We start from the raw sequence: 25,499 nt of genomic DNA on the forward strand, positions 1-25,499 counted from the left end.
ATAACATTACATTAAGTAGATTTTTAGAAAAATTAACCATTCTTAATTCTGAATTTTATACTATATTTAATACTTTTTAAGTTCTATACTTCTAAATTGCATTAAAAATTAAATCGTTTATGGACAAGATAAAAATACTTTGGGTCGATGATGAAATCGATCTTTTAAAGCCACATATATTATTTCTGGAGAAAAAAAACTATGCTGTAACCACCTCTAACAATGGTTTAGATGCGATTGCACTATTTGAAGAAGACAATTTTGATATTGTTTTTTTAGATGAAAATATGCCCGGAATGAGTGGACTGGAAACACTTTCGGAAATGAAAGAGAAAAAATCAGCTATTCCAATGATTATGATTACCAAAAGTGAGGAAGAGTATATCATGGAAGAAGCTATTGGTTCCAAAATTGCCGATTACCTCATAAAACCGGTAAATCCGAATCAGATTTTGTTAAGTCTGAAGAAAAATCTCGATCATTCGAGGCTAATTTCTGAAAAAACGACATTGGATTATCAAAAGGAGTTTAGAAAAATATCCATGGAGTTGGCTATGGTCAATTCTTTTGAAGATTGGATTGAGCTTTATAAAAAACTAATTTTCTGGGAATTAGAACTCGAGAACATCAACGATCAGGCGATGATAGAAATTCTTGAATCTCAGAAAGTAGAGGCTAATTCGCAGTTCGGAAAATATATCGAGAGAAATTATGAAGACTGGTTTGCTCCAAAGGCGGACAAACCTGTTCAGTCGCACAATTTATTCAAAGAATTAGTAGTTCCGGAGATTAAAAAGAAGGACAAACCTATTCTATTTGTAGTAATTGACAACCTGCGTTATGATCAATGGAAATCTTTTGAAACTGTAGTTTCTAATTATTACAAACTAGAAAAAGAGGTTCCGTACTTTTCTATTCTTCCAACCGCCACACAATATGCCCGTAATTCAATATTTTCAGGTTTACTGCCGATAGAGATGGAAAAACAGTTTCCGCAATATTGGAAAAACGATGTTGAAGATGGTGGGAAAAACCTTTTTGAAGCCGAATTTCTATCAGCGCAATTAAAACGTTTAGGTTTAAATATTAAAGAAGATTATTTTAAAATTACGAATTACGCCGGAGGAAAAAAACTGGCAGAAAATTTCAAAGCTTTAAAAGGAAATGACCTTGTAACTGTAGTTTATAATTTTGTTGACATGCTCTCGCACGCCAAAACTGAAATGGAAGTGGTAAAAGAACTGGCTTCAGATGATAAAGCCTATCGCTCACTCACTTTAAGCTGGTTTAAGAACTCGCCGCTGCTCGAAATTATTCAGCAGGCGCAACTTTTAGGTTTTAAATTGATTTTGACAACAGATCACGGTACTATTAATGTAAAAAATCCGTCGAAAGTGGTTGGAGATAAAAATACAAGTTTAAATTTGCGCTACAAAACTGGTCGTAGTTTAACCTACGAACAAAAAGATGTATATGTCGTTAAAGAGCCTAAAACAATTGGTTTGCCAGCGATTAACATGAGTAGTTCGTTTATTTTTGCTAAAAATGATTACTTTTTAGCCTATGTAAACAACTACAACCACTATGTGAGTTATTATAAAAACACTTACCAGCACGGGGGGATTTCGTTAGAAGAAATGATTATTCCGTTTTTGGTATTTAATCCGAAATAGAAAGAATGCCACGAATTCACGAATTATTTATTTAGCATACGCATAATAAATTCGTGAATTCGTGGCAAAAAATACAATACAGGATTATCATTTTTTTTGTTGTGTTGTACCTATCAGCACTGAGAGGTTCAGGTAGAAGAAATGATTATTTTGTTTTTATTTAATCCAAAATAGAAAGAATGTCAGGAGTTTTACTAATTTTTTTCAAAACTAAAACCTTCTAATTCGTTAAAATTAGCGAAATTCGTGGCAAAAAAATAAAACAATGAATATCGTTTTTTCATTAGATCAAATCAAAGAAGTGGCTGAGCAAATTTTAGCTTCAAATCCAAAAAAAATCATCCTTTTCAATGGAGAAATGGGGGTTGGAAAAACTACCTTAATCAAACAATTGTGTAAAAACCTGGGAGTTCAGGACGCAACTAGTAGCCCTACCTTTTCTTTAGTTAATGAATATTATACTTCTGACAATCAAATTGTTTATCATTTTGATTTTTATAGATTAAACAAAGAAACTGAAGCACTAGACATGGGAGTTGACGATTACTTGTATTCCGGAAATTGGTGTTTTATTGAATGGTCTGAAAAAATTGCAAGCTTACTCCCGGAAGAAACTTCAACCATCACAATTGAACTGCTGGCTGACGGAAATAGAGAATTAAAATTATCCTAAAACTTTCAACAAAAGGCGAAAGGTCTACATAAAGACACTAAGAAAATAAAGATGAATGCCCAAAATACTGTAGAAATAATCTCTTTCTCAACTGATTTAAAAGAACACATTAAGATTCTAAATCTGGAATGGCTTAAAAAGTATTTTAAAGTAGAAGAAAAAGACGAATTGGTACTTTCTAACCCACAAGAAGAAATTATCGATAAAGGCGGACTAATCTTCTACGCCAGATATAACGGTGAAATTATTGGAACTGTTTCCTTAATGAAAGTCGATAACTATACCTTTGAATTGAGCAAAATGGCTGTTTCAGATCAGGCACAAGGTCTTGGAGTTGGAAACAAACTGTTAACACATTGCATGGCTGTTGCAAAAGAAAACAATATTAAAAAGCTGTTTTTGTATTCCAATCGCATACTGCTTCCTGCGCTTCATTTGTACCAGAAATTTGGTTTTACTGAAGTTCCTTTAGGTGACGTCAGTTACGAAAGAGCGGACATAAAAATGGAGAAAATTCTGTTGTAATTCTTAAACAACTATTAGCAGAATTTTTACATTGATTTTAAAACTTTTTACGTAATTTGTACTCTTAATTTTTTGCACAACCCATGTCAATTACCTTAACTCCATTTACGAAACAGCAATTGTTGCCACAAGAAGAAAAACTTGAAATTGGCCGATTCAAAAGTGAGCTTTTTATAGGAATTCCTAAAGAAACAAGTTATCAGGAACGTCGTATTTGTCTGACTCCGGATGCTGTTAGTGCGTTGACATATGAGGGACATAGAGTAATGATTGAATCAGGAGCCGGAGAAAGTTCCAGTTACACCGATAAAGAATACTCTGATGCAGGAGCTGAAGTAACAAATGACACAAAGAAAGTCTTTGGTTGCCCAATGCTTCTTAAAGTAGAACCTCCTACAACAGCCGAAATTGAAATGATCAATCCGGAAACCATCATAATTTCGGCCATTCAGTTAAAAACTAAAAAGAAAGCATACTTTGAAGCTTTAGCACAGAAAAAAATAACAGCACTAGCTTTTGAATACATAAAAGATGAAGATGGATCCTATCCTGCTGTAAAGTCGCTAAGTGAAATTGCAGGAACAGCTTCTATTCTTATTGCTGCCGAATTAATGATTACGGACGAGTTTGGAAAAGGCCTTTTGTTTGGTAATATTACCGGAGTCCCTCCTACTGATGTTGTTATTCTGGGTGCCGGAACTGTTGGAGAGTTTGCTGCAAAAACCGCCATAGGACTGGGTGCAAATGTGAAAGTTTTTGACAATTCAATTACCAAATTACGCCGTTTGCAAAACAGTCTTAACCAGCGTATATTTACTTCAACGGTACAGCAAAAAGCGCTGCTAAAGGCTTTAAGACGTTGTGACGTAGCGATTGGTGCCATGCGCGGTAAAGAGCGTTGCCCTATTATTGTTACAGAAACAATGGTAGAACACATGAAAAAAGGTGCTGTAATTGTAGATGTGAGTATTGACACCGGAGGTTGTTTTGAAACTTCGGAGGTTACCACTCATGAAAAACCGACCTTTATAAAAAGCAATGTGCTGCACTATTGTGTACCTAATATACCTTCCAGATATTCTAAAACAGCTTCATTATCCATAAGTAATATCCTTACGCCTTATTTGCTTCAAATTGCAGAAGACGGTGGTCTGGAAAGTGCTATACGATGTAATAAAGGTTTAAAAAACGGAATTTACATGTATCACGGAATCCTGACCAGCAAAGCAATTGGAGAATGGTTTGATTTACCGGACAACGATATTAATTTACTTGTATTTTAAAGGAACTTTAATGTACCTTTGCAAAAATTATATTTCATGAAGTTCGTACATCGTTTTGCATATTATTTGGTTGGTTTGGTTATGGGATGCTTTTTTGTAGCCCTTGTGTTCAGTGGAAAAGATACACGTTGCAATTACTTTCCAAACGCCAGAGTTTTAAATAATTTACGCACTAAGCCTTTTCAGTATTCCGAAAAAGCAATTCAGACTTTAAATGAAAAATGGGTTGACACCGCAGATATTAAAAGCACACTGACATTTGGTGATGTTGATTTTGACAAAAGCAATGTTCCTGTAAACAAAGGAAAGCTTTATATAATCGAAGGTAAAACTGCTAAAAATCAAGAGATTATTTTAAAAGTAGTCAACTACGAGAACAAAGCTATTCTGGAAGAGATTATTAAAAAAGACACAAAAGAGTAAGTGTGTCATTTTAATAATTAGCAACAATCAGTTTTTGTTATAAAAGCTGATTTTAACTAGCTCTTCGTTTCTACAGCCAGTCGATTTCTTTGATTGCTTTGGATTTCAAAAAATCATTGGTTTTGCTAAAATGCTTGTTTCCGAACCATTTTCCCTGATTAGCACTCATAGGTGAAGGATGTCCGGATTCTAAAACACAATGTTTGGAACGATCGATTTTAGCACCTTTTTTGTGAGCAAAGCTTCCCCATAACAGGAAAACAACATTCTCTTTTTCATCTGAAATAGCTTGAATTACAGCGTCTGTAAACAAATTCCACTTCAAATGTTTATGACTATTTGGACTATCTTTGCGAACTGTCAAGGACGCATTTAAAAGTAAAACACCTTGTTTTGCCCACTTTTCAAGATTACCAGAAGTCGGCATAAAGATCGAATCGAGATCGTCATTTAGTTCCCTGTAAATATTTCGAAGTGAAGGCGGGATTTTAACGGAATCATTTACAGAAAAACTCAATCCATTCGCCTCTCCTTCTCCATGATAAGGATCTTGTCCTATGATGACAACTTTTAAGTTTTGAAAAGCACAGGTATTAAAAGCAGAGAAAATCAATTCTACAGGTGGATAACAAGTATGTGTTTGATACTCAGTTTCCAAAGTTTTCATTAGCTCAGAAAAATAAGTTTTTTGTTTTTCATCTTTTAATACTGTTTCCCAATCAGGAGAAAGATTGATTTTCATTTTTTAAATTTTATCACAAATTAAGCAAAGTTTTCTTCAAAGTACTAATTAATAGTACTATTTCGTTGCAAAACTTTGTAACTTTGAACTTTTACAACTTACGATATATAATGATATCTATAACCGAAAAAACATTACAAGATTTACAATTTCCTACAGTACTCGAAACCATCTCAGCAGGCTGTAATACTGATATAGGAAAAGAAAAAGCTTTACAAATAACACCTTTTAGAGATCGGGAAACTTTGATGCAGGCTTTAATGCAAACATCAGAATATGTTTCCTCTTTTCAAAATAATAACGCCATTCCCAATCACGGGTTTGACGCTATAACTCACGAGATTAAGTTTCTGGCAATTGAAGATAGTTTTCTTGAAGTGGGAAGCTTTAGAAAAATTGCCACACTCTCTTCTACCTCAAACTTTTTACTAAATTTCCTTAAAAAATTTGACGATTATTATCCAAATCTAAATGCGAGAGCTTCACGTGTTGAATACACAAAAGATATCGTGACCACTATTGATGCTATTGTAGACAAATATGGTGAAATAAAAGACAATGCTTCACCGGCTTTATTAAGCATTCGTCAAGGTATGAACCTGGTTCGCGGTAAAGTAAACCAAAGTTTCGGAGTCGCTCTTACACAGTACAATAGTCTTGGTTATCTTGATGATATAAAAGAAAGTTTTGTGCAAAACCGAAGAGTTTTGGCGGTTTTAGCTATGTACCGACGAAAAGTTAAGGGCTCTATTTTAGGAAGTTCGAAAACAGGAAGTATTGCTTATATCGAACCTGAAGCTACATTAAAATACTCCAGAGAATTAGCCAATTTAGAATACGAAGAGAAGGAAGAAATTACCCGAATTTTGAAGCAATTATCCAATGCAATTCGTCCGTACTTGCCTTTATTAATTGAATATCAGGATTTTTTGAGTGATATTGACGTTGTTGCCGGAAAGGCAAAATATGCGAATCGTATCAACGGAATCCTGCCTACTATTACAGAAGAAAGAAGGTTGTTTTTCAGAGAAGCGTATCATCCGATTTTATACCTGAACAACAAACAGAAAAACGAAGTTACCCATCCACAAACCATTGAACTAAAGCAAGATAATCGTATCATTGTGATTTCGGGACCTAATGCGGGTGGGAAAACAATTTCGCTAAAAACAGTAGGTTTGTTACAGTTAATGCTGCAATCCGGGATGCTTATTCCGGTTCATGAACGAAGCGAAACATTCTTGTTTGACAGGATTTTAACAGATATTGGAGATAATCAATCTATTGAAAATCACTTAAGTACATATAGTTACCGATTAAAAAACATGAACTACTTCCTGAAGAAGTGTAACAAGAAGACTATGTTTTTAATTGATGAATTTGGTACAGGATCTGATCCGGAATTAGGTGGTGCTTTGGCAGAGATATTCCTGGAAGAATTTTATCATCGTGAAGCTTTCGGAATTATAACCACTCATTATTCCAATCTAAAGATTTTGGCTAATGAATTGCCATATGCAACCAATGCCAACATGATGTTTGATGAAAAAACTTTGGAACCTATGTACAAACTGGCTTTAGGTCAGGCCGGAAGTTCATTTACTTTTGAAGTAGCTCTAAAAAACGGAATTCCTTTTGGATTGATTAATCGTGCAAAAAAGAAAATTGAAGTGGGTAAAGTTCGTTTTGATAAAACGATTGCAACCCTTCAGAAAGAGCGCTCCAAGCTTGAAAAAACTTCTCTTAATCTAAAAGAGGAAGAAACCAGGGCTCGTGAAGAAAGCAAAAAGATGGAAAACATCAACGTTAAGATCAAGCAAAAACTGGAAAGTTATCAGGAATTATACGATAGCAATCAGAAAACGATTTATATCGGTCAGAAAATCGAAGATATTTCAGAGAAATACTTTAACAACAAAAACAAAAAGGAACTTATTGGTGAATTTTTGAAAATAGTTGAGATTGAAAATTCAAAACGTAAAAAGGCGACTCCAAAAGAAACGAAAGCAATAATTGAAAAGAAAAAAGAAGTAATTGCTGAAATCACAGTTAAGGTAGAGGAAATTCGAAAAGAGAAAAAAGAAAAGAAACTTAAACCTGTAGTTGAAAAACCAAAACCAATTCTAAAAGTTGGTGATCGTGTAAGAATGCTTGACGGAAGATCTGTTGGAAGTATTGATGCTATAGAGAAAAATAAAGCAACGGTAAATTACGGCATTTTCACTTCGAAAGTCAGTTTAGATGAGTTGGAGTTGGTTGAAGCGGTTAAAAAGTAATAAAATTTACGTTTTTCTTGGTAAAATTTAAAATAAAGCGATTTAAAGCGTTAATTCCTCAAAAACGAACAAGAAGGTCGTTATGTTTTAAAATTTCCTTAAAATTATTTTATTAAAGCCATTTTTGATCTTCAAATACTATTGAAAATAAAATTACAATAGATATTATAAATAATTATGTTATTCTATCAAAACACAACTTGTTTAAAAAATGATTGATTTACCCGCAAATAAAAAAATAGTTCTCTTTGATGGCATCTGCAATCTCTGCAACTCTGCCGTACAATTCATAATCAAGCATGACAAAAAAGATATTTTTAGATTTGTGGCTTTGCAATCAGAATTGGGAATTTCGATTTGTAAACATTTGGGGATTAGTTTTGCAAAGATGGACAGTATTTTACTATTCAATCCTGACTCTGCTTACTTTTACAAATCTTCAGCAGTAATAGCTATTGCAAAAGAATTTGGGGGTCTTTGGAGATTATCAGAAATTTTCAGGATTGTTCCCATTTTTATCAGCGACCGTATTTATGATTATGTCGCCAAAAATAGATACAATTGGTATGGTAAAAAAGAAAGCTGCATGATTCCGACAGCGGAATTGAAAGCTAAGTTTCTTTAGAAAATTCCAAATTCCAAACCCCAATACTTATTGCAATATTTGTCATTTCGACGTAGAAGAAATCACATTTGCAAATCGATAAAGATCAAAGAAATCCTTTATGTAATTTCTAATAGTAAAAAATCCCAAATTCACAATAATTGGAATTTGGGATTTTTTTATTAAAAGCTTAGATTTTACTATCTAATCAATTTTCTGTATTTCAAACGTTTTGGAGTTAAATCACCACCAAGACGTTTCTTTTTGTTTTCTTCATAATCAGAGAAACTTCCTTCAAAGAAATAAACTTCAGAGTCTCCCTCAAAAGCAAGAATGTGTGTACAGATTCTATCCAAGAACCATCTGTCGTGAGAAATAATTACAGCACAACCAGCGAAGTTTTCTAAACCTTCCTCAAGTGCACGAAGTGTATTTACGTCAAGGTCATTCGTAGGCTCATCCAGTAAAAGTACGTTTCCTTCTTCTTTCAAAGTCATTGCTAAGTGTAGACGGTTACGCTCTCCACCGGACAACATTGATACTTTTTTGTTTTGCTCACCACCTCCAAAATTGAAACGTGATAAGTAAGCTCTTGAATTTACCTGCTTACCTCCCATCATTACCAATTCCTGACCGTCAGCGAAATTTTCCCAAATTGATTTATTTGGATCAATGTTTGAATGTGACTGGTCAACATAAGCAATTTTTACAGTTTCACCAACTGAAAATTCTCCACTATCAGTTTGTTGTTCTCCCATAATCATTTTGAAAATAGTCGACTTACCGGCACCGTTTGGCCCAATAATTCCAACAATTCCGGCCTGTGGCAAAGTAAAGTTCAAATTATCGTACAATAATTTATCCCCAAAAGCTTTTGCTACATTTTTAGCTTCAATCACATTTGTTCCTAAACGAGGACCGTTCGGGATATAGATTTCCAGATTCTCATCCAGTTGTTTTTGATCTTCATTCAATAATTTGTCGTAGTTCTGTAAACGGGCTTTTTGTTTCGTTTGACGACCTTTTGCTCCCTGACGAACCCACTCCAACTCGCGCTCTAAAGTCTTTCTTCTTTTAGAAGCCACTTTTTCTTCCTGAGCCATACGGTTTGATTTTTGATCCAACCATGAAGAATAGTTTCCTTTCCATGGAATACCTTCACCTCTGTCTAATTCTAAAATCCAACCCGCAACATTATCTAAGAAATATCTATCGTGCGTTACAGCTATTACAGTTCCGGAGTATTGTGCTAAATGTTGCTCTAACCAAAGAACACTCTCAGCATCAAGGTGGTTGGTAGGTTCATCCAAAAGCAATACATCAGGTTGTTGCAACAACAAACGACATAGTGCTACACGACGGCGCTCCCCTCCTGAAAGGTTTTTAATTGGTGTATCTCCTTCCGGTGTACGTAAGGCATCCATTGCAATTTCAAGTTTTGTATCAATTTCCCAGGCACCAAGAGCATCAATTTTGTCTTGCAAAGCTGCCTGACGGTCCATCAACTTGTCCATTTTATCCTGATCTTCATAGTTTTCAGGAAGACCAAACAAATCATTAATCTGATTGTACTCTTCTAAAACTGCCATGGTTTCAGCTGCACCTTCACGAACAATTTCGATAACTGTTTTAGAATCATCAAGTATTGGTTCTTGCTCTAAGTAACCAACAGTATAACCTGGTTGAAAAACAACATCACCCTGGTAGTTTTTATCAACTCCTGCAATAATTTTTAAAAGTGAAGATTTTCCGGAACCATTAAGTCCCAAAATACCAATTTTCGCTCCATAGAAGAAACTCAAATAAATATTTTTAAGAACTGGCTTGTCTGCTCCCTGATAGGTTTTACTCAATTTTTGCATTGAGAAAATTACTTTCTTATCGTCTGACATTTGATTTATTTTTTATTTTTATGTTTATTTTTTTTGCGATTCTTTAGAGAAATCTACTTAGATATATTTTAAACTCTTCCTTTCAAAGCGTTAAAAACCCAGGCGTTTGCAATAAAACCAACTCCGGTTGCAGCAAATCCCCAGCCCGAAACGTCTCTGTATCTAAAAGCGCCAAGACCTATAAGTAACAAACCCATAAGTACCATTATAAAAGTAGCCCATCCCAGGATGGTATTTTTATTCATTCCCATAATTGCTTTATTAGTATTTTAAAAGTAGTAATTTTTTAGAGATGCAAATATCGTGAATTTCCATAGATCTTAAAGTGTTTTTTGTACAACATATTTTAAAATTGTTTCATACAAAATATCTGGATCAACCGGCTTATCAAGTTTTTCTAAAATTTTAGCCCTTTGAAAATCATCGTTGCCAATATTTTCGCAAATGGCCGTTAAAGCTACGATTGGTATTTCAGGTTTTAAATTACTAATAATTGCCGATGCCTCAAAACCGTCCATAACTGGCATCATTATATCCATTAATATTATGGCATAACTTTTAGTTTTAACTTTCTCAACTGCTTCAAGTCCATTATTAGCCACATCACATTTAAAACCTTTATTGACTAAAATTTTCTTAGCGATCAGCTGATTCATTTTATTATCCTCAACCAATAAAATCTCGATATTTGAAAGTTGCTCTATTTGTCTTTCAGTTGTACTAATAAGGGTTTCATCATTGCTTTCTTTAGAAATCTCAAAATCAATTACAAATGAAAAAGTAGTTCCATTACCTTTTATAGATTTAACTTTTATCTGACTGTCAAAAAGTTCTAACGTTCTTTTTATAATGGACAACCCTAAACCACTTCCACCGTAATTCATATTGATGTCTGTCGACTCCTGTATAAATGGTTCAAATATTTTATTTTGAGCATCTTCTGAAATTCCAATTCCCGTGTCAGAAACTTCAAATTTAATGCTTTCTTTACCATTAGCAGAATCAATTAATTCTGCTTTTAAAGTTATTTCGCCATTTTTAGTAAATTTTGCGGCATTCGTCATTAACTCCATAATTACCTGAGTAAATCTTATTTCATCACACTTTAACATATCTGAAATTTTACCATCAAAATTAAGTATGATTCTATTCTGGTTCAGATTATTGATTCTAAACATTTCAATGATCGAGTTCAGTATTATTTCCAGGTTAATGTCTTTGTATTCTAAGCTAACAGTATCATGACGCTTTAAATTTTTAAAATCTACCATATTATTGATAAAGCCCAGAAGATAATCTGAAGAAAAATTTAAATTTTTAATATAATCTTCCTTTAGAAGTTCCGATTTTTCACTTTTAAGCAAATATGCTGTTCCTTTAATTGTATTCAAAGGAGTTTTCAATTCATGCGTTACCACATCCAGAAAAGTATCTTTTATTTTTGATGCCTCATTCAGCTCTCTATTTATTTTTTTTAACTCTAAGTTTTTCTTCTGTAGAATTAAATTGACCTTCATTTTGTATTTATAGGCTCTAAATTGAATTATAAACAGAACTGTCAATATCAGAACAATCAAAAAGGCAAAAATCAGCAAATAATTTTTATAAGATTCACTTACGCTTTCAAGTCTCGCTTCATTAATTTTCCCTTTATTCTCAATATTTTTTATTTTTAAAGTACTGTTTAGCTTGTTTGATTTTTGAACAAGCCTCATTTTATACTGATTGAGTTTAACATATTCAGATACTGAAATTTGGTACAACTTTGCCGCAGTTTCCAGATCACCTACATTGTAATAATACATTGCTTTTAATTCATTCAGCTAAGCTCCATAAGGAAACCTTCCGTCTGTAGTATTCGTTTTCGTTTCTTCTGCAAGTGTCAGATATTTGTATACGCTGTCATTTTCTTTTAAATGGTAATAATCTTCAGAAATGAAGAGATATAAATTTGGTATCTTGAAATTGTTCTTCTCGAATGTATTGCTTTTCTTAATGTTTTCAAGCGAAGTCATCGCAAAATCAATAGATTTCTTATAGTCTTTAGAGTTTTTATAATAAACGGAGAGGTTGTAGTTTATATTTATATTATCCTCATAGTTGCCATATTTTTTTATTAATTTTTGCGCTTTCAAATCATACTCATGTGACAATGACTTACTGCCTTCATAATATCTCAGATCACCAAGAGCTTCATGCAGTAGGGCTAACTCCCGCTTGTTATTGTATTTTTTTAAGATTTGGAAATTTTCAAGAAGATAAGCATTTGGGGTTCCAAAACTTCGTAAATAGGAAATTAGTTTAATACTCTCTCTGTGAAAGAACAAAAGACTTGCCGTGTCATTTTTTGTTTTCAGATAAGCTTTTGTTTTATTTAAGATTTTAAGTCCTAAAAGATGATTTTCAACATTCTCTGTTTGGATTAACTTTTTTATACTATCAATCTTTGACAGAATAATGTCTGAGTTTGTTTTTGAGAGAATCTGAGACTGCGAATGACTCTTAAAACCAATTAAAAGACAAACAAATAGCGCAAGAATAGTCCTTATTCTTGAAATGCGTAAATTTAAAGTAGATGGGGCCACCGAAATTTTTTATATAAATTATTCAGGTAATATAGTAAATTTAGATTGTTTTTACCAAAATTTTAATACATTATATACTACTATTATGACAAATTATTCCTGTAGCCATATTAATTTTATGTATTTAGTAAATGAAATACTAAATATTCCTTGTCAGTAGCGATTTTAAAAATCAAAATTTAAAGTGAATAAATCAGGGCATATTGATACATTTATTACACATGAAAGTATTTATAACAAGCTAATATTAAATCACTTAATTGAATATCTTATATAACATTTCTTTTAATAAATCGGATTGTGGTAATGCATTGGCTCCTACTCCTTTGCTTTTAACGTCAACATCACGTAGTGCGCCTACAATCTGGCTCACTTTTCGCATCGGATAGTTTTTTATTGCTAAATCGTACTCTTTTAAAAAATAAGGGTTGACTCCAATGGTTGCTGCAACATTTTTAGGATTTTTATCTTTAAGTCCATGGTATTTTAAAAGTTGAACAAAGAAACCGAATACTAATCCCGTCGTCATTACTAGTGGATATTCTTTAGGATTGTGGGCGAAATTCTCCGCAATCTTATAGGCCTTCAACTGATTTCGTTCGCCTATCGCTTTTCGCAATTCAAAAACATTATAGTCTTTGCTGAAACCAATATTTTCTTCGATATGTTGGGGCGTAATAACGGTTCCCTGTGGCAGAATGATTTGTAATTTTTCTAATTCATTATTAATCTTACTCAAATCGGTACCCAAAAATTCAACTAACATTGCATTGGCTTTTGGGTCAATTGTATATTTCTTTCCGGCAAGGACACGTTTGATCCAGTCACCGACCTGATTCTCGTATAATTTTTTACTTTCATAAACAATTCCTTTCTGAGCCAGTAATTTGGTTACTTTTTTTCGTTTGTCCAGCGTTTTGTATTTATAACAAAAAACCAACACGGTTGTTTCCATCGGATTGCCAACATAAGACTCAATTTTATCAATTGTTCGCGATAAATCCTGTGCTTCCTTAATGATAACAACCTGACGATCAGCCATCATAGGATAGCGCTTGGCCGTTGCTACAATATCTTCAACCGTTACATCTCTTCCGTATAAAACGGTCTGATTGAATCCCTTTTCTTCCTCAGCAAGCACATTCTGTTCAATATACTCCGATAATTTATCAATATAATACGGCTCTTCGCCCATTAAAAAATAGATCGGTTTTATATTTCCGGCTTTTATGTCATTAACAATTTTTACAACTTCGTCCATTAAAAATTTTGTTTCAAGTTTAAAGTTTCAGGTTAACGTTTCAATAACCTGAAACTTTAACCAGAAACCTGAAACTATTTTATATTTTTGCTTTATGCTTAAACTTAATTTCCCAACCTATACTTTCCGATTCAAAAATAGCGAAAATAAAGTGTCTATTTTTGATGAAATCAGGAAAAAATTTATCATTCTTACTCCGGAAGAATGGGTTCGCCAACATGTAGTTCAGTTTTTAATGATTGAGAAAAAGTACCCTAAATCACTTATAAATGTTGAAAAAGTTCTTACTGTCAATGGTTTAAGAAAGAGATATGATGTAGTAGTCTTCAATTCTGATGGCTCTATACATATATTGGTAGAATGCAAAGCCCCCGAAGTTAAAATCTCTCAGGCAACTTTTGATCAGATTGCCCGTTATAACATGACAATGCAGGCACGGTTTTTGAATGTCACAAACGGACTGAGTCATTTTTACTGTCAGATGGATTTTGAGAATGAAAAATATCAGTTTTTAAGAAGCTTACCCGATTATAAAGAATAGAATAATATTAAAATAAATAAGAATTACTTTTGGATAAAATAGCTGTTGTAATTTTAAACTGGAATGGCGTAAAATTGTTAGAACAATTTTTGCCTTCTGTTATCCGATTTTCTGAGGGTGCTCAAATTTATGTTGCTGATAATGCTTCAACGGATGATTCTATAGACTTTGTTAAAAATAATTTCCCTTCCATAAAAATAGTTCAAAACAATGGCAATCATGGCTTTGCTAAAGGTTACAATGATGCTTTACAACATATTGATGCTGAGATTTATGCTTTAGTAAATTCAGATATTGAAGTTACTGAGAACTGGCTCACTCCTATTCTTGAAACTTTTGAAAATGAAAAACTAACCGCAATCATTCAGCCAAAAATTCTTGATTATAAAAATAAGGAATACTTTGAATATGCAGGTGCAGCCGGTGGTTTCATTGATAAGTATGGATTCCCTTTTTGTCGTGGTCGTATTTTTGATACAATAGAGAAAGATAATGGGCAGTATGATGATAATTGTGAATTGTTTTGGGCTTCCGGGGCTTGTTTCTTTATCAGGAGTGAAGTTTATCATGAACTTGGAGGTTTTGATGAGACCTTTTTTGCTCATCAAGAAGAAATCGATTTGTGCTGGCGTGCTGCAAATGAAGGACACGTGATTAAGTATGTATCCAGTTCCACTGTTTATCATGTTGGAGGGGCAACTTTACAGCAAGGAAATCCAAGGAAGACTTTCTTGAATTTTAGAAATTCATTATTAATGCTTGTTAAGAATTTACCTAAAAAGAGACTATTCTTCGTGATTTTCTTCCGAATGGTTTTGGACGGAATAGCGGGTATCCGTTTCCTTACTCAGGGAAAATTTGGCCATACTTATGCTATCCTGAAAGCTCATTTCTCTTTTTATTGTATATCTTTAAAGTACCTTAAAAAGCGTAAAGATTTCCAGATACAAGAATACTATATGGTTAAAAGTATCGTTTACTTGTATTACCTAAAGAAATTACAGGTATTTAAAGAAATCTTTAACATTAATCAAAATATTAAGAACTAAATTTGTAATCAACGTTTAATTAAATATAATACCTATGAGAAAAATAGTTATCGCACTATCAGTACTAATGGCCTTAACTTCGTGTGTATCGAAGAAGCAATATGCTGCTTTAGAAGCTAAGAACAAAGAGATACAAGATTTATTAAACTCTTGCACAGTTAAATTAAATACTTGTTTGGAAGAAAAAGCAGGATTAGCAGCAACTGCTGAAAGCTATAAGCAACACAATCAGGATTTAATCAGTACTTCTAAAGACTTAACTGTTTTAACTACTAAAGGAGCTGAAAATCTTGAGAAATCTTTAGAAAGTTTAAAAGAAAAAGATTTAAAAATATCTAGACTTCAGGATGCATTAACTAAGAAAGACAGTGTAACTTTAGCTTTAGTTACAAGCTTAAAAGGAGCTGTTGGAATCAATGATCCGGATATCGAAATCAACGTAGAAAAAGGAGTTGTATTTATTTCTATCGCTGATAAATTATTATTCAAAAGTGGAAGTTATGACGTGAGTGACAAAGCAAAATCTGTTTTGGCTAAAGTTGCAAAAGTAGTAAACGACAAACCTGATTTTGAGTGTATGGTTGAAGGTCACACAGATGACGTTCCTTACAAAAGCAATGGAATTATCTTAGACAACTGGGATTTAAGTGTTAAACGTTCTACTTCAATCGTTCGTGTATTAAGTAATGAACTTGGTGTAAACCCTGCTAAATTAATCGCTGCAGGTAGAAGTTCTTATGTACCATTAGTTGCTAATGATAGTGCTGAGAATAAAGCCCGTAACAGAAGAACTCGTATTGTGGTTATGCCAAAAATCGATCAATTCTACGATATGATTGAAAAAGAAATGAAGAAACAAGCGAAATAATCTCGTTTTTACATACTTTATTAAACAGAAAAAGCAGGTCAATTGACCTGCTTTTATGTATCCTTAATTTTTTAATAACCAATTAAATATAAATCAAGAATAGCATTATCTTTAAATTAACTAACTAAATTTTAACAAACCTAAAGTTAATTAATTATTTTAGATAATTATATCATTTAAGTTTTTTTTTACAAATAGCCTTTCGAGGGCTTTTTTTGTTTCAAAAAGATTCTGGTTTAGACGTATTTCACTTAATCAAAAATAACTGCAACAAGTAACAAATCTTTTTTATACAGTATAAAGTGGAGTACTTTTTCTTTTACAAGATATCAAGATCACCTTTTCCTTCTCTCACCACTACCGGTTCATGTTCAGATAAATCAATAATTGTAGAACCTACGTTATCACCGTATCCGCCATCAATAACCAAATCGACCAGATTTTGCCATTTTTCAAAGATCAGCTCAGGATCTGTGGTGTACTCAATTACGTCATCTTCATCACGAATAGAGGTTGAGACCACCGGATTTCCCAGCTGACGAACAATTTCAAGAATAATATTATTGTCCGGCACACGAATACCTACCGTTGTTTTCTTTTTGAACTCTTTAGGAAGATTATTGTTTCCGGGTAAAATAAAAGTATAAGGTCCCGGTAATGCTCTCTTAAGAATTTTAAACGTTGATGTATCAATCTGGCGTACATAGTCCGATAAATTACTTAAATCGTGACAGATGAACGAGAAATTTGCTTTCTCTAATTTGACGCCTTTTATTTTTGCAATTTTTTCTAAAGCACGCGAATTGGTAATATCACAACCTAAACCGTAAACCGTATCAGTTGGATAAATCACCAAGCCACCACTCTGAAGAACTTTTACCACTTTAGCTATTGCAGCTTCACTGGGTTTGTCCGAATATATTTTTATGAACTCAGCCATTTTTTTAGAATAAAGAAGTTAGATTATAGAACAAAGACTGATCTTTAGTTCTTTTTAAATTTTTAAAATAAACAACAACATTACAATTACAATAGATTTAGAGAATCTCTATCCTTTTGAAAAGTAATGAAAAATTGAGAGGGTTGAAAATCAAATCCAGTTATAAAAAATTAAATTTCTTTAAAAATCTATTTTCTATCCTCTTTTCTCTACACTCTTTCTACCCTACAACATCTAATTTAGCAAATCTTAACAACAATTTCTTGATTCCGCCTACTTCAAATTTTATTTCAGCTTTTTTATCAGCACCAACACCTTCCATGTTGACGATTTCACCTTTCCCAAAACGTTCGTGCATCACAATATTTCCAATGGTGAGCTTATTATCAAACAAATTGGTGGCTCCATTGTTTGGACTGGTACCAGTAACGGGTTTTAATTTTCGAATATTCAAATCCGATTTTGGCTCGTTGGCTGTAACATGTTTAGGCGGTGTACTTCCTACAGGTTTCACCAATCGTAGTTTTGACTTATCAATGTCTCCAAAAATATCTCCGTCAATTGGAGATTTATAGCGATAATTGGTTTCGGCCGGTGTTAAATATTCCAGGTACTGCCCGTCAATTTCTTCAATAAAACGGGATGGTTCACTGTCGGTCAGTTTTCCCCAACGGTAACGTGATTGTGCATAGGTCAAATACGCCTGATGTTCGGCACGAGTAAGCGCTACATAAAATAAACGACGTTCTTCTTCCAGTTCACTTCGCGTACTCATACTCATCGCGCTTGGGAACAAATCTTCCTCCATTCCTACTACAAAAACATGAGGAAATTCAAGTCCCTTAGCTAGGTGAATCGTCATTAATGCTACACGATCTTCATCAGAAGTATCTTTATCTAAATCTGTAGCCAGTGCCACATCTTCCATAAACTCAGACAAAGCTCCTCTTGCACCGTCAACCTCTTTTTGTCCTTCAGTAAAATCTTTTAAACCATTTAAAAGCTCTTCAATATTTTGAATTTTAGCCATTCCTTCCGGTGTGGCATCTTTTTTTAATTCCTGAACAAGTCCTGTTTTCTTAGCGACATGATCGGTAACATAAAAAGCATCCTGATTTTGATCGATGACCTGAAAACTCTGAATCATCGTAACAAAATCTCTGATTTTGTTCTTCGTTCCAGCATTTAATTTTAGATCAATTTTATCAATATTAACCATTACTTCCCAAATCGAACGTTTGTAATGATTTGCCGCAATGGTAAGTTTTTCAACGGTTGTGTCTCCAATTCCACGTGCCGGATAATTGATTACACGAATCAAGGCTTCTTCGTCTTTCGGATTGATTACCAAACGAAGGTAGCACAAAACATCTTTAATTTCTTTGCGCTGATAAAAGGATAAACCGCCGTAAATTCGATACGGAATATCTCGTTTACGAAGTGCATCCTCCATCGCACGTGACTGTGCATTGGTACGGTACAAGATGGCAAATGAACCATTATGCAGTTGGTTTTGCATCTTTTGTTCAAAAATCGTACTGGCTACAAAACGTCCTTCTTCGGCATCTGTTAAACTTCTGTGGACTTTAATTTTTCCGCCAAAATCATTTGCTGTCCAAACTACTTTATCAAGTTTGGTTTTATTATGTTCCATCACCGTATTTGCTGCTTCCACTATATTTCGGGTGGAACGGTAGTTTTGCTCTAAACGAAACATGATTACGCCTTCGTAATCTTTCTGGAAGTTCAGAATATTATTGATATTCGCTCCACGGAAAGCATAAATACTCTGAGCGTCGTCTCCAACCACACAAATATTCTGAAATTTATCAGATAACGCTCTTACGATCAAGTATTGAGAGTGGTTCGTATCCTGGTACTCATCCACCAGAATATAACGAAAACGGTTTTGATATTTTGCTAAAACTTCTGGAAATCTGGTCAATAACTCATTTGTTTTCAATAGCAAATCATCAAAATCCATAGCACCGGCCTTAAAACAGCGCTCAACGTATTGCTGATAAATTTCTCCTAAACGCGGTCTTTTTGCCATGGCATCGGCTTCCACCAATTCAGGATTATTGAAATAGGCTTTAACTGTAATCAAACTGTTTTTGTAATTTGATATACGACCTAAAATCTGTTTTGGCTTATAAATGTCTCTATCGAGCTGCATTTCTTTGATAATAGAAGAAATCAGTCGAGCAGAATCCTGAGAGTCGTAAATCGTAAAATTAGAAGGATAACCCAGGTGATCTGATTCTGCACGAAGAATACGTGCGAAAATCGAGTGAAAAGTTCCCATCCAGAGGTTTTTGGCTTCAGAAGCTCCCACAATATCAGAGATTCTGTGCTTCATCTCACGGGCTGCTTTATTCGTAAAAGTAAGCGACAAGATATTGAAAGCATCAATACCCTGAGCCATTAAATAAGCAATTCTAATTGTTAAAACACGGGTTTTTCCCGAACCTGCACCAGCAATAATAATCATTGGCCCGTCTTTTTTCAAAACAGGCTGTCGTTGCGCTTCATTGAGCTGGTCAATGTACTTTTGCATGAAATTTTTCTCCATAGTGATGCAAAATTAGCAATTTATAGATGTAAAAAGAAATTAGTTGGTCACTTACTTATGTAAGTTCTGACCTAACGAGATTTTATAGTAAATGTTATTTTTTTGATTTTTTTATTGCCGAGGATTTGTTTGTTTTAAAAAAAAAATGAAAGAAAAATCCTTCTTAAAATATTCAGATATTCTATATTTGTAAAACCAACAGAATGGGAATGAAACTATTAATTACTCAAAATGCAGAGAAAACTTACTATGAAATAATAAGCAAATACTCTGAACCTAAAGCTAAATTATTCTCTAATAATACTATTCTAATTCTGAATATAATTTTAGAAAATAATTATATTGGGTCAAAGTACAAACAAACTGTTTATAGAAAATTTCTAATATCGCATCAAATTTATTTATTTTATAAAATTGAGAGAGAAATAATTTACGTAGTTTTATTCTGGGATAACAAACGAAATCCTTTGAGTCTAGATATTGAACTTAGTTCTTAGTTTTTCTTTAAAATCGGAATAATCGATAATTCGACCTGCTTTTATATCTTCTTCACTTTTTTGAAATTCCTTTACTAGTATTTCTTCCGGAAACAGTATAGTGGTTATGAGTTTTACTTCCTGGTGAGTAAAACTTTTAGATCGTAATTTTCTATAATAAGTTGCATGCTTTAACCCTAGTTTTTGCATAAAAAACTCCGCTTTATAATAAGATTTAGCGATTAAATCTGGCAAGCTATTAATGTAATTCTCATAATTCTCAACTGTCTCTATCATATTATGATACTTTTAAAATACAAAATATAATACAAAAGTAGTTGTTTTTTTGTAACAACATGTCAATAAGACTAATAAAAAATATTTGACTCGATAAATTGAATTTGATATATGTAGTTACGTAGAGTCACTTTTATTTATAGAAGACATCGTAAGAAAATCGGATTAACGTACCAATTACTACCACTAAAAAGAAAACGCGAATAAAACCATTTCCTTTATTAATGGCGAGTTTTGCACCAAGCCACCCGCCGAGTCCGTTGCTTATCGCCATAGGAATTGCAATAGTCCAGATTATTTTTCCTTTTATCATAAACAGACAGATCGAACCGAAGTTGGTAGCGAGATTTACCATTTTGGCATTTGCAGACGCGTGAAGAAAATCAAATCCTAAAAGCGCTATAAAAGCAACCACAAAAAAACTTCCGGTTCCGGGACCGATAAAGCCATCATAAAAACCAACAATTATACTGATAGCGACGGCATATAATATTTGTATTCCGGCCGAATGATCTTTAGCTTCGTGTTGTCCGAAATTCTTCTTGGCATAAGTATAAATCAGTAAAAGTGATAACACAACCAATAAAAGAGGTTTCATAAAATCGTTACTGACATAGGTTAACAGCGTAGAACCCAGAAATGCAGAGGGAACAGCTAAACACATCATGATTATTAAAAGTCTCCATTGAATTACAACTTTTTTGAGGTATTGGAAGGCTGCGAAAGAAGTTCCGGTAAAAGCGGGTAATTTCAGAGTGCCTATAACGGTAGAGACCGGTAAATTTGGCAATAGAATCAACCCCATTGGTGTTTGAATTAATCCGCCACCACCTACTATGGCATCAATAAATCCTGCCGCAAAAGCAGCTAAACAAAGTAAAATTATAATGTAGGTGTCCATTCAGGCTGTATTTGAAGTAGTTTTAAAATCTCATCACAAAAGTATGCTTCCAGTTTGTTTATTACAATAATTTTAAAGTGGATTTCTCCTCGAAAAGTATATTTTTGCTAAAAATTTAAACCCAATGGATTTTACAAGAATTATAGAATTAGCCAGTTACACTTTACCTGCTGTCGTTACCGGATTTATTGCCTACAGTTTTTTTGAACTGCACATTAAAAATTTCGATAAAAAGCGTAATTTTTTACTAAACAAAGAAGCACATAAAGAATCTTTGCCTATACGTTTACAAGCTTACGAACGTATGACTTTATATTTAGAGCGTATCAATCTGACCAAATTACTCATCCGAATCGCTCCAATCTCAAATGAAAAACACGATTACGAGAATTTTGTGATCGATCAGATCGAACAAGAGTTTGAGCACAATTTAACGCAACAAATTTACATGTCGGATGAATGCTGGACCATTATTACCACAGCAAAAAATTCAACCATACAAATCATCCGTAAAACTGCAATGAGTGATCGTGTAGACAGTGCCGATAAATTACGTGAAGTAATTTTAAATGATTTATTGGAGAAACAATCCCCAAGCAATGCAGCTTTGGCGTATATCAAAAATGAAGTAGCGGAACTTTTCTAGATTTTTGGATTGTTGGATCTTTAGATTATTAGATTTTAAAGCTAAACCTTATAATGAGTTTTTTTATTTCGAATAATCCAATAATCTAAAGATCCAATAATCTAAGTTAGTCTAACAATCTAAGAAGTCTAAGAAAGACTATCTGTTATCACTCATAACTTCAGATTTATTCTGGGCATATTCATAGCCTTGTTCCCACCACTCTTTCATGACTTCCTGATTGAAGATAAGGGCATTATCGGTTAGTTTTGTCGGAGTGTAGTACAGATTAAGTTTTACATTTTTATTGTTTGCCAAAAGCTTTCCAATAGTAATATCATGTTTTTCAACCTGATCTAAAGCAATTCGGAACAAATCGATCATTAAAGAAAACGGATTCTTACCGATAACCGTTTTATCCATATTTACCTCGGTTTCCAGAATAATAACATCAATTTCTGTTGCCCCCCGATTAATGGCTTCACGGATTGGAACTAAACTCGCAAAACCTCCATCCCCATATTCGTAGTTGTTTTTCTCAACAAGACTCATAAAAGGGACATAATTACTGGAAATCCAGGACCATTCACAGAATTCTTCATAAGTACAATCTTTCACCGATTTGTATTCTGCTTCATTCTTGGTAAAATTAGTTACCGTTATAACAATGTCGCTGTCAAGCTTTTTTAGTTTATTGAAATCTGATATAGAAAAATTGTTCTTTATGTACCTCTTTAAACCTTTACTTTCACCGAAAGTACGTTTTCCCTTGAAAAACTGACGTAATACGTTAAAATGATTTATGGTTACAATGTCTACTCCGTCTTTATTTTTAACGACAAATGGACAAATATTAAAAATACTGGCCATGGTAACATTGGTATAAACAGAGTGAATTTTTTTAATGTGCCCTAAGGCCAAATGAGGTATTAGCAAACTACCGGTCGAAGTACCAATAAACAAATCATACTCATGATTCTTCTCTTCGATCAGGTATTGTGCGACACCGCCGGCAAATGCCCCTTTACTTCCCCCACCAGAAATAACCAATGCTCTCATATTTTTTTAAGTTGTGCGTTTTAAGTTAGGAGTTAAAAGTATTCAATTGTACTTTTTTACAATTACTCCACTCTGTTTTTATTACTACTAAAAATTGCTATTTTTTTACTTCCTCTGCCAACAAACGTTTTAGTTGAAATTGTTCGTCGGGGTTTAAATTAGTCAAAATTCTTTCAAACGAAGCACGCAAATCTGTATTTTTTAGCAAAAGTCGGATTGTATCTCTCCCAAACTTTGAAAATTGCCACATGTGATGAGTTGTCGCAGAAACTAAGTTAGTTAAAACAGCATCATTGATAATCTTAAAAGCAATCAGTTTTTCTAAAGCATTTTGCCTGGTAGTAGCTTCATATTTTGCAGAAGAAAAAGCTATTAACTCCGAAATTAAGACTTCTGAATCATTTGCATAATTAGGTGTTGAAAGTGCTAATGAAAGCCATAGCGTTCTTAAATTGTAGTCGTTAAAACCAACCCAATTTTTTGATTTGTCCAAGTATCGGGTACGGTGTTCGGGAAAGTTTCTCCATAACCAATACAAAGCAACTTCCTGTGTTTGATATGATTTATCGTCTAGCAAGCTTTCATATTCCACCCTGAAGTCTTCCGGGATTTTAGTCAAAGAAGCCGCAACTGCCTGCCGAACCTGAAGGTCATTTGTTTTCAGAGCTTGCAATAATAATGCTTTCTTTGATTCGTATTCTTCATTTTCTAATTGATTAACAATAGCTTCTTTTACAGAAGAGTAAATATCTGAATCTAAAGTTTTACTTAAAAAATTCTCTTTCTCTGCTAAAGCTATCTTTTTTAATTTATCAACTTCTAATCGAACCTGAATCGATTTGTTTTTACTCAATAAAGTATTGGCCGTTGCTGTATCAAAAACAATTGATTCCAACCAGGTTTTCTGAAATTTATCCAAATCAAAGTCAGATACCTTTTTTATTTCATCAAAGAAATTTTGTGTATTTACCGTTTGATAAGCGTACTTTTTAAGATAACTCTTTATTGCTTTTTTGAATGCTTTATCGCCAATAGATTCATGTAATACAAATAATGCCCAGGCTCCTTTTTCATAAAATGTGAGAGAGCTTGCTTTCGCATTTAAAACCGGAATAGAATCGGTTCTGGAGGCAAATTTTATTTGTTGTGCGGTATCGTATAATTTGGAGTAGAAAAAATCATCGCCATAAATTTCTCTTTCTGCCAAAGCTGCAAAATAAGTAGCAAATCCTTCCTGAAGCCAATGATGTGTACTGCTTTCGGCTGTAATAAGGTCACCAAACCAATGATGTGCTAATTCATGTGCGTCTACATTGGTATAATTTCGATCTTCAAAACCGATAGAATCCACTACATAACGGGTAGCAAAAAGTGTTGAAGTGGTGTTTTCCATACCGGCATATAAAAAATCACGTACCGGAATTTCGCGATAGATTTCCCATGGATATTTAACTCCTATTTCTTTCTCCAAAAAATCAAAAATACGTTTAGAGTAACGGTAAGTTGGTTCAAAACGATCTGCATCTTTGTTTTCCAGATAATATTCTAACGGGATTCTGGATTTTGCCTTTAGCTCTTTTTTATCATACTTTCCTATGGCAAGCATCAGAAGATAAGAACTCATTGGTTTCTCCATTTTATACTGCCAGTGTGTTTGATTGGTGTTTATTTTTTTACTTTCTAAAATACCATTCGAAATTACCTGATACGCGCTATCGTAGGTTACTCCTAAACTAAATACGACCTTTTCGTTTACATCATCAAAACTTGGAAACCAATTGCTGGTATACCTTCCCTGCCCTTGTGTCCAGATTTGTACTTCTGAGTTGTCCATATTCACAAAATACAGGGCCTGTTTTGGCTTGGCGCTGTATTGAAAAGTAAGATGATTTTCTCCCTTTTGGAAATTACCGACAATCTTCAGTTCTTTATCTGTACTTATAAAAACAGTTTCTCTGTTATCTATCTGAACATTAGAAAATGCCATATTTTTTGCATCAATCCTGATCGTATCAATTGGTTTCAGAATCTCAAATTGATAATCGACTGTACCTGAAATTGTTTTTTCGACAACATTTACAGTCAATTGTCCAGAAACGGTTTTAAAATCAACAAATTGTGTTTGCTGCGCAAAAGTAAAAGCGGTAAAAAATAAAAGAGTATATTTCATTGAACCAAAATTGAGGGCGAAATTCCAAAGTTACAAAGGTTTGACAAACAAATCGAAGGAAAGT

The 25,499-nt window shown here is 33.5% G+C and carries 23 protein-coding genes; 11 read left to right on the top strand and 12 right to left on the bottom strand.

Annotation, left to right across the window (positions count from 1 at the left end; genetic code table 11):
- The first annotated feature begins 119 nt into the window (after positions 1-119).
- The 5 genes from M4I44_RS15490 (at position 120) to M4I44_RS15510 (ending at position 4,577) form a co-directional block, all read left to right on the top strand.
- Positions 120-1,673, top strand: a complete 1,554-nt coding sequence (locus tag M4I44_RS15490) for a bifunctional response regulator/alkaline phosphatase family protein (RefSeq protein ID WP_017497517.1) — start codon at positions 120-122, stop codon at positions 1,671-1,673.
- Positions 1,674-1,938: 265 nt separating this feature from the next.
- On the top strand, positions 1,939-2,346 hold the full coding sequence (gene tsaE, locus M4I44_RS15495; protein ID WP_249965271.1) for a tRNA (adenosine(37)-N6)-threonylcarbamoyltransferase complex ATPase subunit type 1 TsaE: 408 nt from the start codon (positions 1,939-1,941) through the stop codon (positions 2,344-2,346).
- A gap of 51 nt (positions 2,347-2,397) precedes the next feature.
- Positions 2,398-2,871, top strand: a complete 474-nt coding sequence (locus M4I44_RS15500) for a GNAT family N-acetyltransferase (protein WP_249965272.1) — start codon at positions 2,398-2,400, stop codon at positions 2,869-2,871.
- Between the two features lie 83 nt (positions 2,872-2,954).
- Positions 2,955-4,154 (top strand): alanine dehydrogenase, encoded by a 1,200-nt coding sequence (locus M4I44_RS15505; protein ID WP_017497520.1) that lies wholly within the window; start codon positions 2,955-2,957, stop codon positions 4,152-4,154.
- A gap of 36 nt (positions 4,155-4,190) precedes the next feature.
- Positions 4,191-4,577 carry a DUF4258 domain-containing protein gene (locus M4I44_RS15510; RefSeq protein ID WP_017497521.1) on the top strand — a complete coding sequence of 129 codons (387 nt, stop codon included), beginning with the start codon at positions 4,191-4,193 and terminating at the stop codon, positions 4,575-4,577.
- A 70-nt stretch (positions 4,578-4,647) separates the two neighbouring features.
- Here the strand turns inward: M4I44_RS15510 and M4I44_RS15515 are convergent, their stop codons facing one another.
- Positions 4,648-5,319, bottom strand: coding sequence for a uracil-DNA glycosylase (locus tag M4I44_RS15515; RefSeq protein ID WP_249965273.1), 672 nt, complete (start codon positions 5,317-5,319; stop codon positions 4,648-4,650).
- Positions 5,320-5,429: 110 nt separating this feature from the next.
- Between M4I44_RS15515 and M4I44_RS15520 the strand changes: the two genes are divergently transcribed.
- Together M4I44_RS15520 and M4I44_RS15525 are read left to right on the top strand one after the other, a co-directional pair.
- The gene (locus M4I44_RS15520; protein ID WP_249965274.1) at positions 5,430-7,595 is read left to right on the top strand and encodes a DNA mismatch repair protein MutS; all 2,166 of its coding nucleotides are present in this window, start codon (positions 5,430-5,432) and stop codon (positions 7,593-7,595) included.
- A 211-nt stretch (positions 7,596-7,806) separates the two neighbouring features.
- Positions 7,807-8,220 (top strand): thiol-disulfide oxidoreductase DCC family protein, encoded by a 414-nt coding sequence (locus M4I44_RS15525; RefSeq protein WP_017497524.1) that lies wholly within the window; start codon positions 7,807-7,809, stop codon positions 8,218-8,220.
- A 179-nt stretch (positions 8,221-8,399) separates the two neighbouring features.
- Here the strand turns inward: M4I44_RS15525 and ettA are convergent, their stop codons facing one another.
- From ettA to holA, 5 genes are all read right to left on the bottom strand, one after another.
- A complete protein-coding gene (ettA, locus tag M4I44_RS15530) occupies positions 8,400-10,091 on the bottom strand; it encodes an energy-dependent translational throttle protein EttA (protein ID WP_026110094.1) in 1,692 nt (563 codons plus the stop codon).
- A gap of 68 nt (positions 10,092-10,159) precedes the next feature.
- Entirely contained in the window at positions 10,160-10,342 is a 183-nt protein-coding gene (locus M4I44_RS15535) for a CAL67264 family membrane protein (protein WP_017497526.1), read from the bottom strand.
- A gap of 69 nt (positions 10,343-10,411) precedes the next feature.
- The gene (locus tag M4I44_RS15540; RefSeq protein ID WP_249965275.1) at positions 10,412-11,896 is read right to left on the bottom strand and encodes an ATP-binding protein; all 1,485 of its coding nucleotides are present in this window, start codon (positions 11,894-11,896) and stop codon (positions 10,412-10,414) included.
- An 18-nt stretch (positions 11,897-11,914) separates the two neighbouring features.
- Positions 11,915-12,676, bottom strand: coding sequence for a hypothetical protein (locus M4I44_RS15545; RefSeq protein WP_249965276.1), 762 nt, complete (start codon positions 12,674-12,676; stop codon positions 11,915-11,917).
- A 256-nt stretch (positions 12,677-12,932) separates the two neighbouring features.
- A complete protein-coding gene (gene holA / locus M4I44_RS15550) occupies positions 12,933-13,937 on the bottom strand; it encodes a DNA polymerase III subunit delta (RefSeq protein WP_249965277.1) in 1,005 nt (334 codons plus the stop codon).
- A gap of 94 nt (positions 13,938-14,031) precedes the next feature.
- Here holA and M4I44_RS15555 point away from each other — a divergent pair, with 94 nt between their 5' ends.
- The 3 genes from M4I44_RS15555 to M4I44_RS15565 are packed head-to-tail and all read left to right on the top strand — an operon-like array spanning position 14,032 to position 16,395.
- Positions 14,032-14,478, top strand: coding sequence for a type I restriction enzyme HsdR N-terminal domain-containing protein (locus M4I44_RS15555; protein ID WP_017497529.1), 447 nt, complete (start codon positions 14,032-14,034; stop codon positions 14,476-14,478).
- 29 nt (positions 14,479-14,507) lie between these two features.
- A complete protein-coding gene (locus M4I44_RS15560; RefSeq protein WP_249965278.1) occupies positions 14,508-15,527 on the top strand; it encodes a glycosyltransferase family 2 protein in 1,020 nt (339 codons plus the stop codon).
- A gap of 34 nt (positions 15,528-15,561) precedes the next feature.
- Entirely contained in the window at positions 15,562-16,395 is an 834-nt protein-coding gene (locus M4I44_RS15565; protein WP_017497531.1) for an OmpA family protein, read from the top strand.
- A gap of 319 nt (positions 16,396-16,714) precedes the next feature.
- Here the strand turns inward: M4I44_RS15565 and M4I44_RS15570 are convergent, their stop codons facing one another.
- The 4 genes from M4I44_RS15570 to M4I44_RS15585 form a co-directional block, all read right to left on the bottom strand.
- Complete coding sequence (locus M4I44_RS15570; RefSeq protein WP_017497532.1) at positions 16,715-17,335, bottom strand: L-threonylcarbamoyladenylate synthase; 621 nt, start codon at positions 17,333-17,335, stop codon at positions 16,715-16,717.
- Positions 17,336-17,555: 220 nt separating this feature from the next.
- Positions 17,556-19,892 (bottom strand): ATP-dependent helicase, encoded by a 2,337-nt coding sequence (locus tag M4I44_RS15575; protein ID WP_249967423.1) that lies wholly within the window; start codon positions 19,890-19,892, stop codon positions 17,556-17,558.
- Positions 19,893-20,380: 488 nt separating this feature from the next.
- Positions 20,381-20,680 carry a hypothetical protein gene (locus M4I44_RS15580; protein ID WP_017497535.1) on the bottom strand — a complete coding sequence of 100 codons (300 nt, stop codon included), beginning with the start codon at positions 20,678-20,680 and terminating at the stop codon, positions 20,381-20,383.
- Between the two features lie 133 nt (positions 20,681-20,813).
- The gene (locus tag M4I44_RS15585; protein WP_070908107.1) at positions 20,814-21,581 is read right to left on the bottom strand and encodes a TSUP family transporter; all 768 of its coding nucleotides are present in this window, start codon (positions 21,579-21,581) and stop codon (positions 20,814-20,816) included.
- A 124-nt stretch (positions 21,582-21,705) separates the two neighbouring features.
- Here M4I44_RS15585 and M4I44_RS15590 point away from each other — a divergent pair, with 124 nt between their 5' ends.
- The gene (locus tag M4I44_RS15590) at positions 21,706-22,227 is read left to right on the top strand and encodes a hypothetical protein (protein ID WP_249965279.1); all 522 of its coding nucleotides are present in this window, start codon (positions 21,706-21,708) and stop codon (positions 22,225-22,227) included.
- A gap of 138 nt (positions 22,228-22,365) precedes the next feature.
- Here M4I44_RS15590 and M4I44_RS15595 read toward each other — a convergent pair whose 3' ends face one another.
- The gene (locus tag M4I44_RS15595; protein ID WP_017497538.1) at positions 22,366-23,265 is read right to left on the bottom strand and encodes a patatin family protein; all 900 of its coding nucleotides are present in this window, start codon (positions 23,263-23,265) and stop codon (positions 22,366-22,368) included.
- A 97-nt stretch (positions 23,266-23,362) separates the two neighbouring features.
- The gene (locus tag M4I44_RS15600) at positions 23,363-25,435 is read right to left on the bottom strand and encodes a M1 family metallopeptidase (RefSeq protein ID WP_249965280.1); all 2,073 of its coding nucleotides are present in this window, start codon (positions 25,433-25,435) and stop codon (positions 23,363-23,365) included.
- Positions 25,436-25,499 lie beyond the last annotated feature (64 nt).

It is taken from the genome of Flavobacterium sp. B183 (genome assembly GCF_023539155.1).
GTDB lineage: Bacteria > Bacteroidota > Bacteroidia > Flavobacteriales > Flavobacteriaceae > Flavobacterium > Flavobacterium tructae.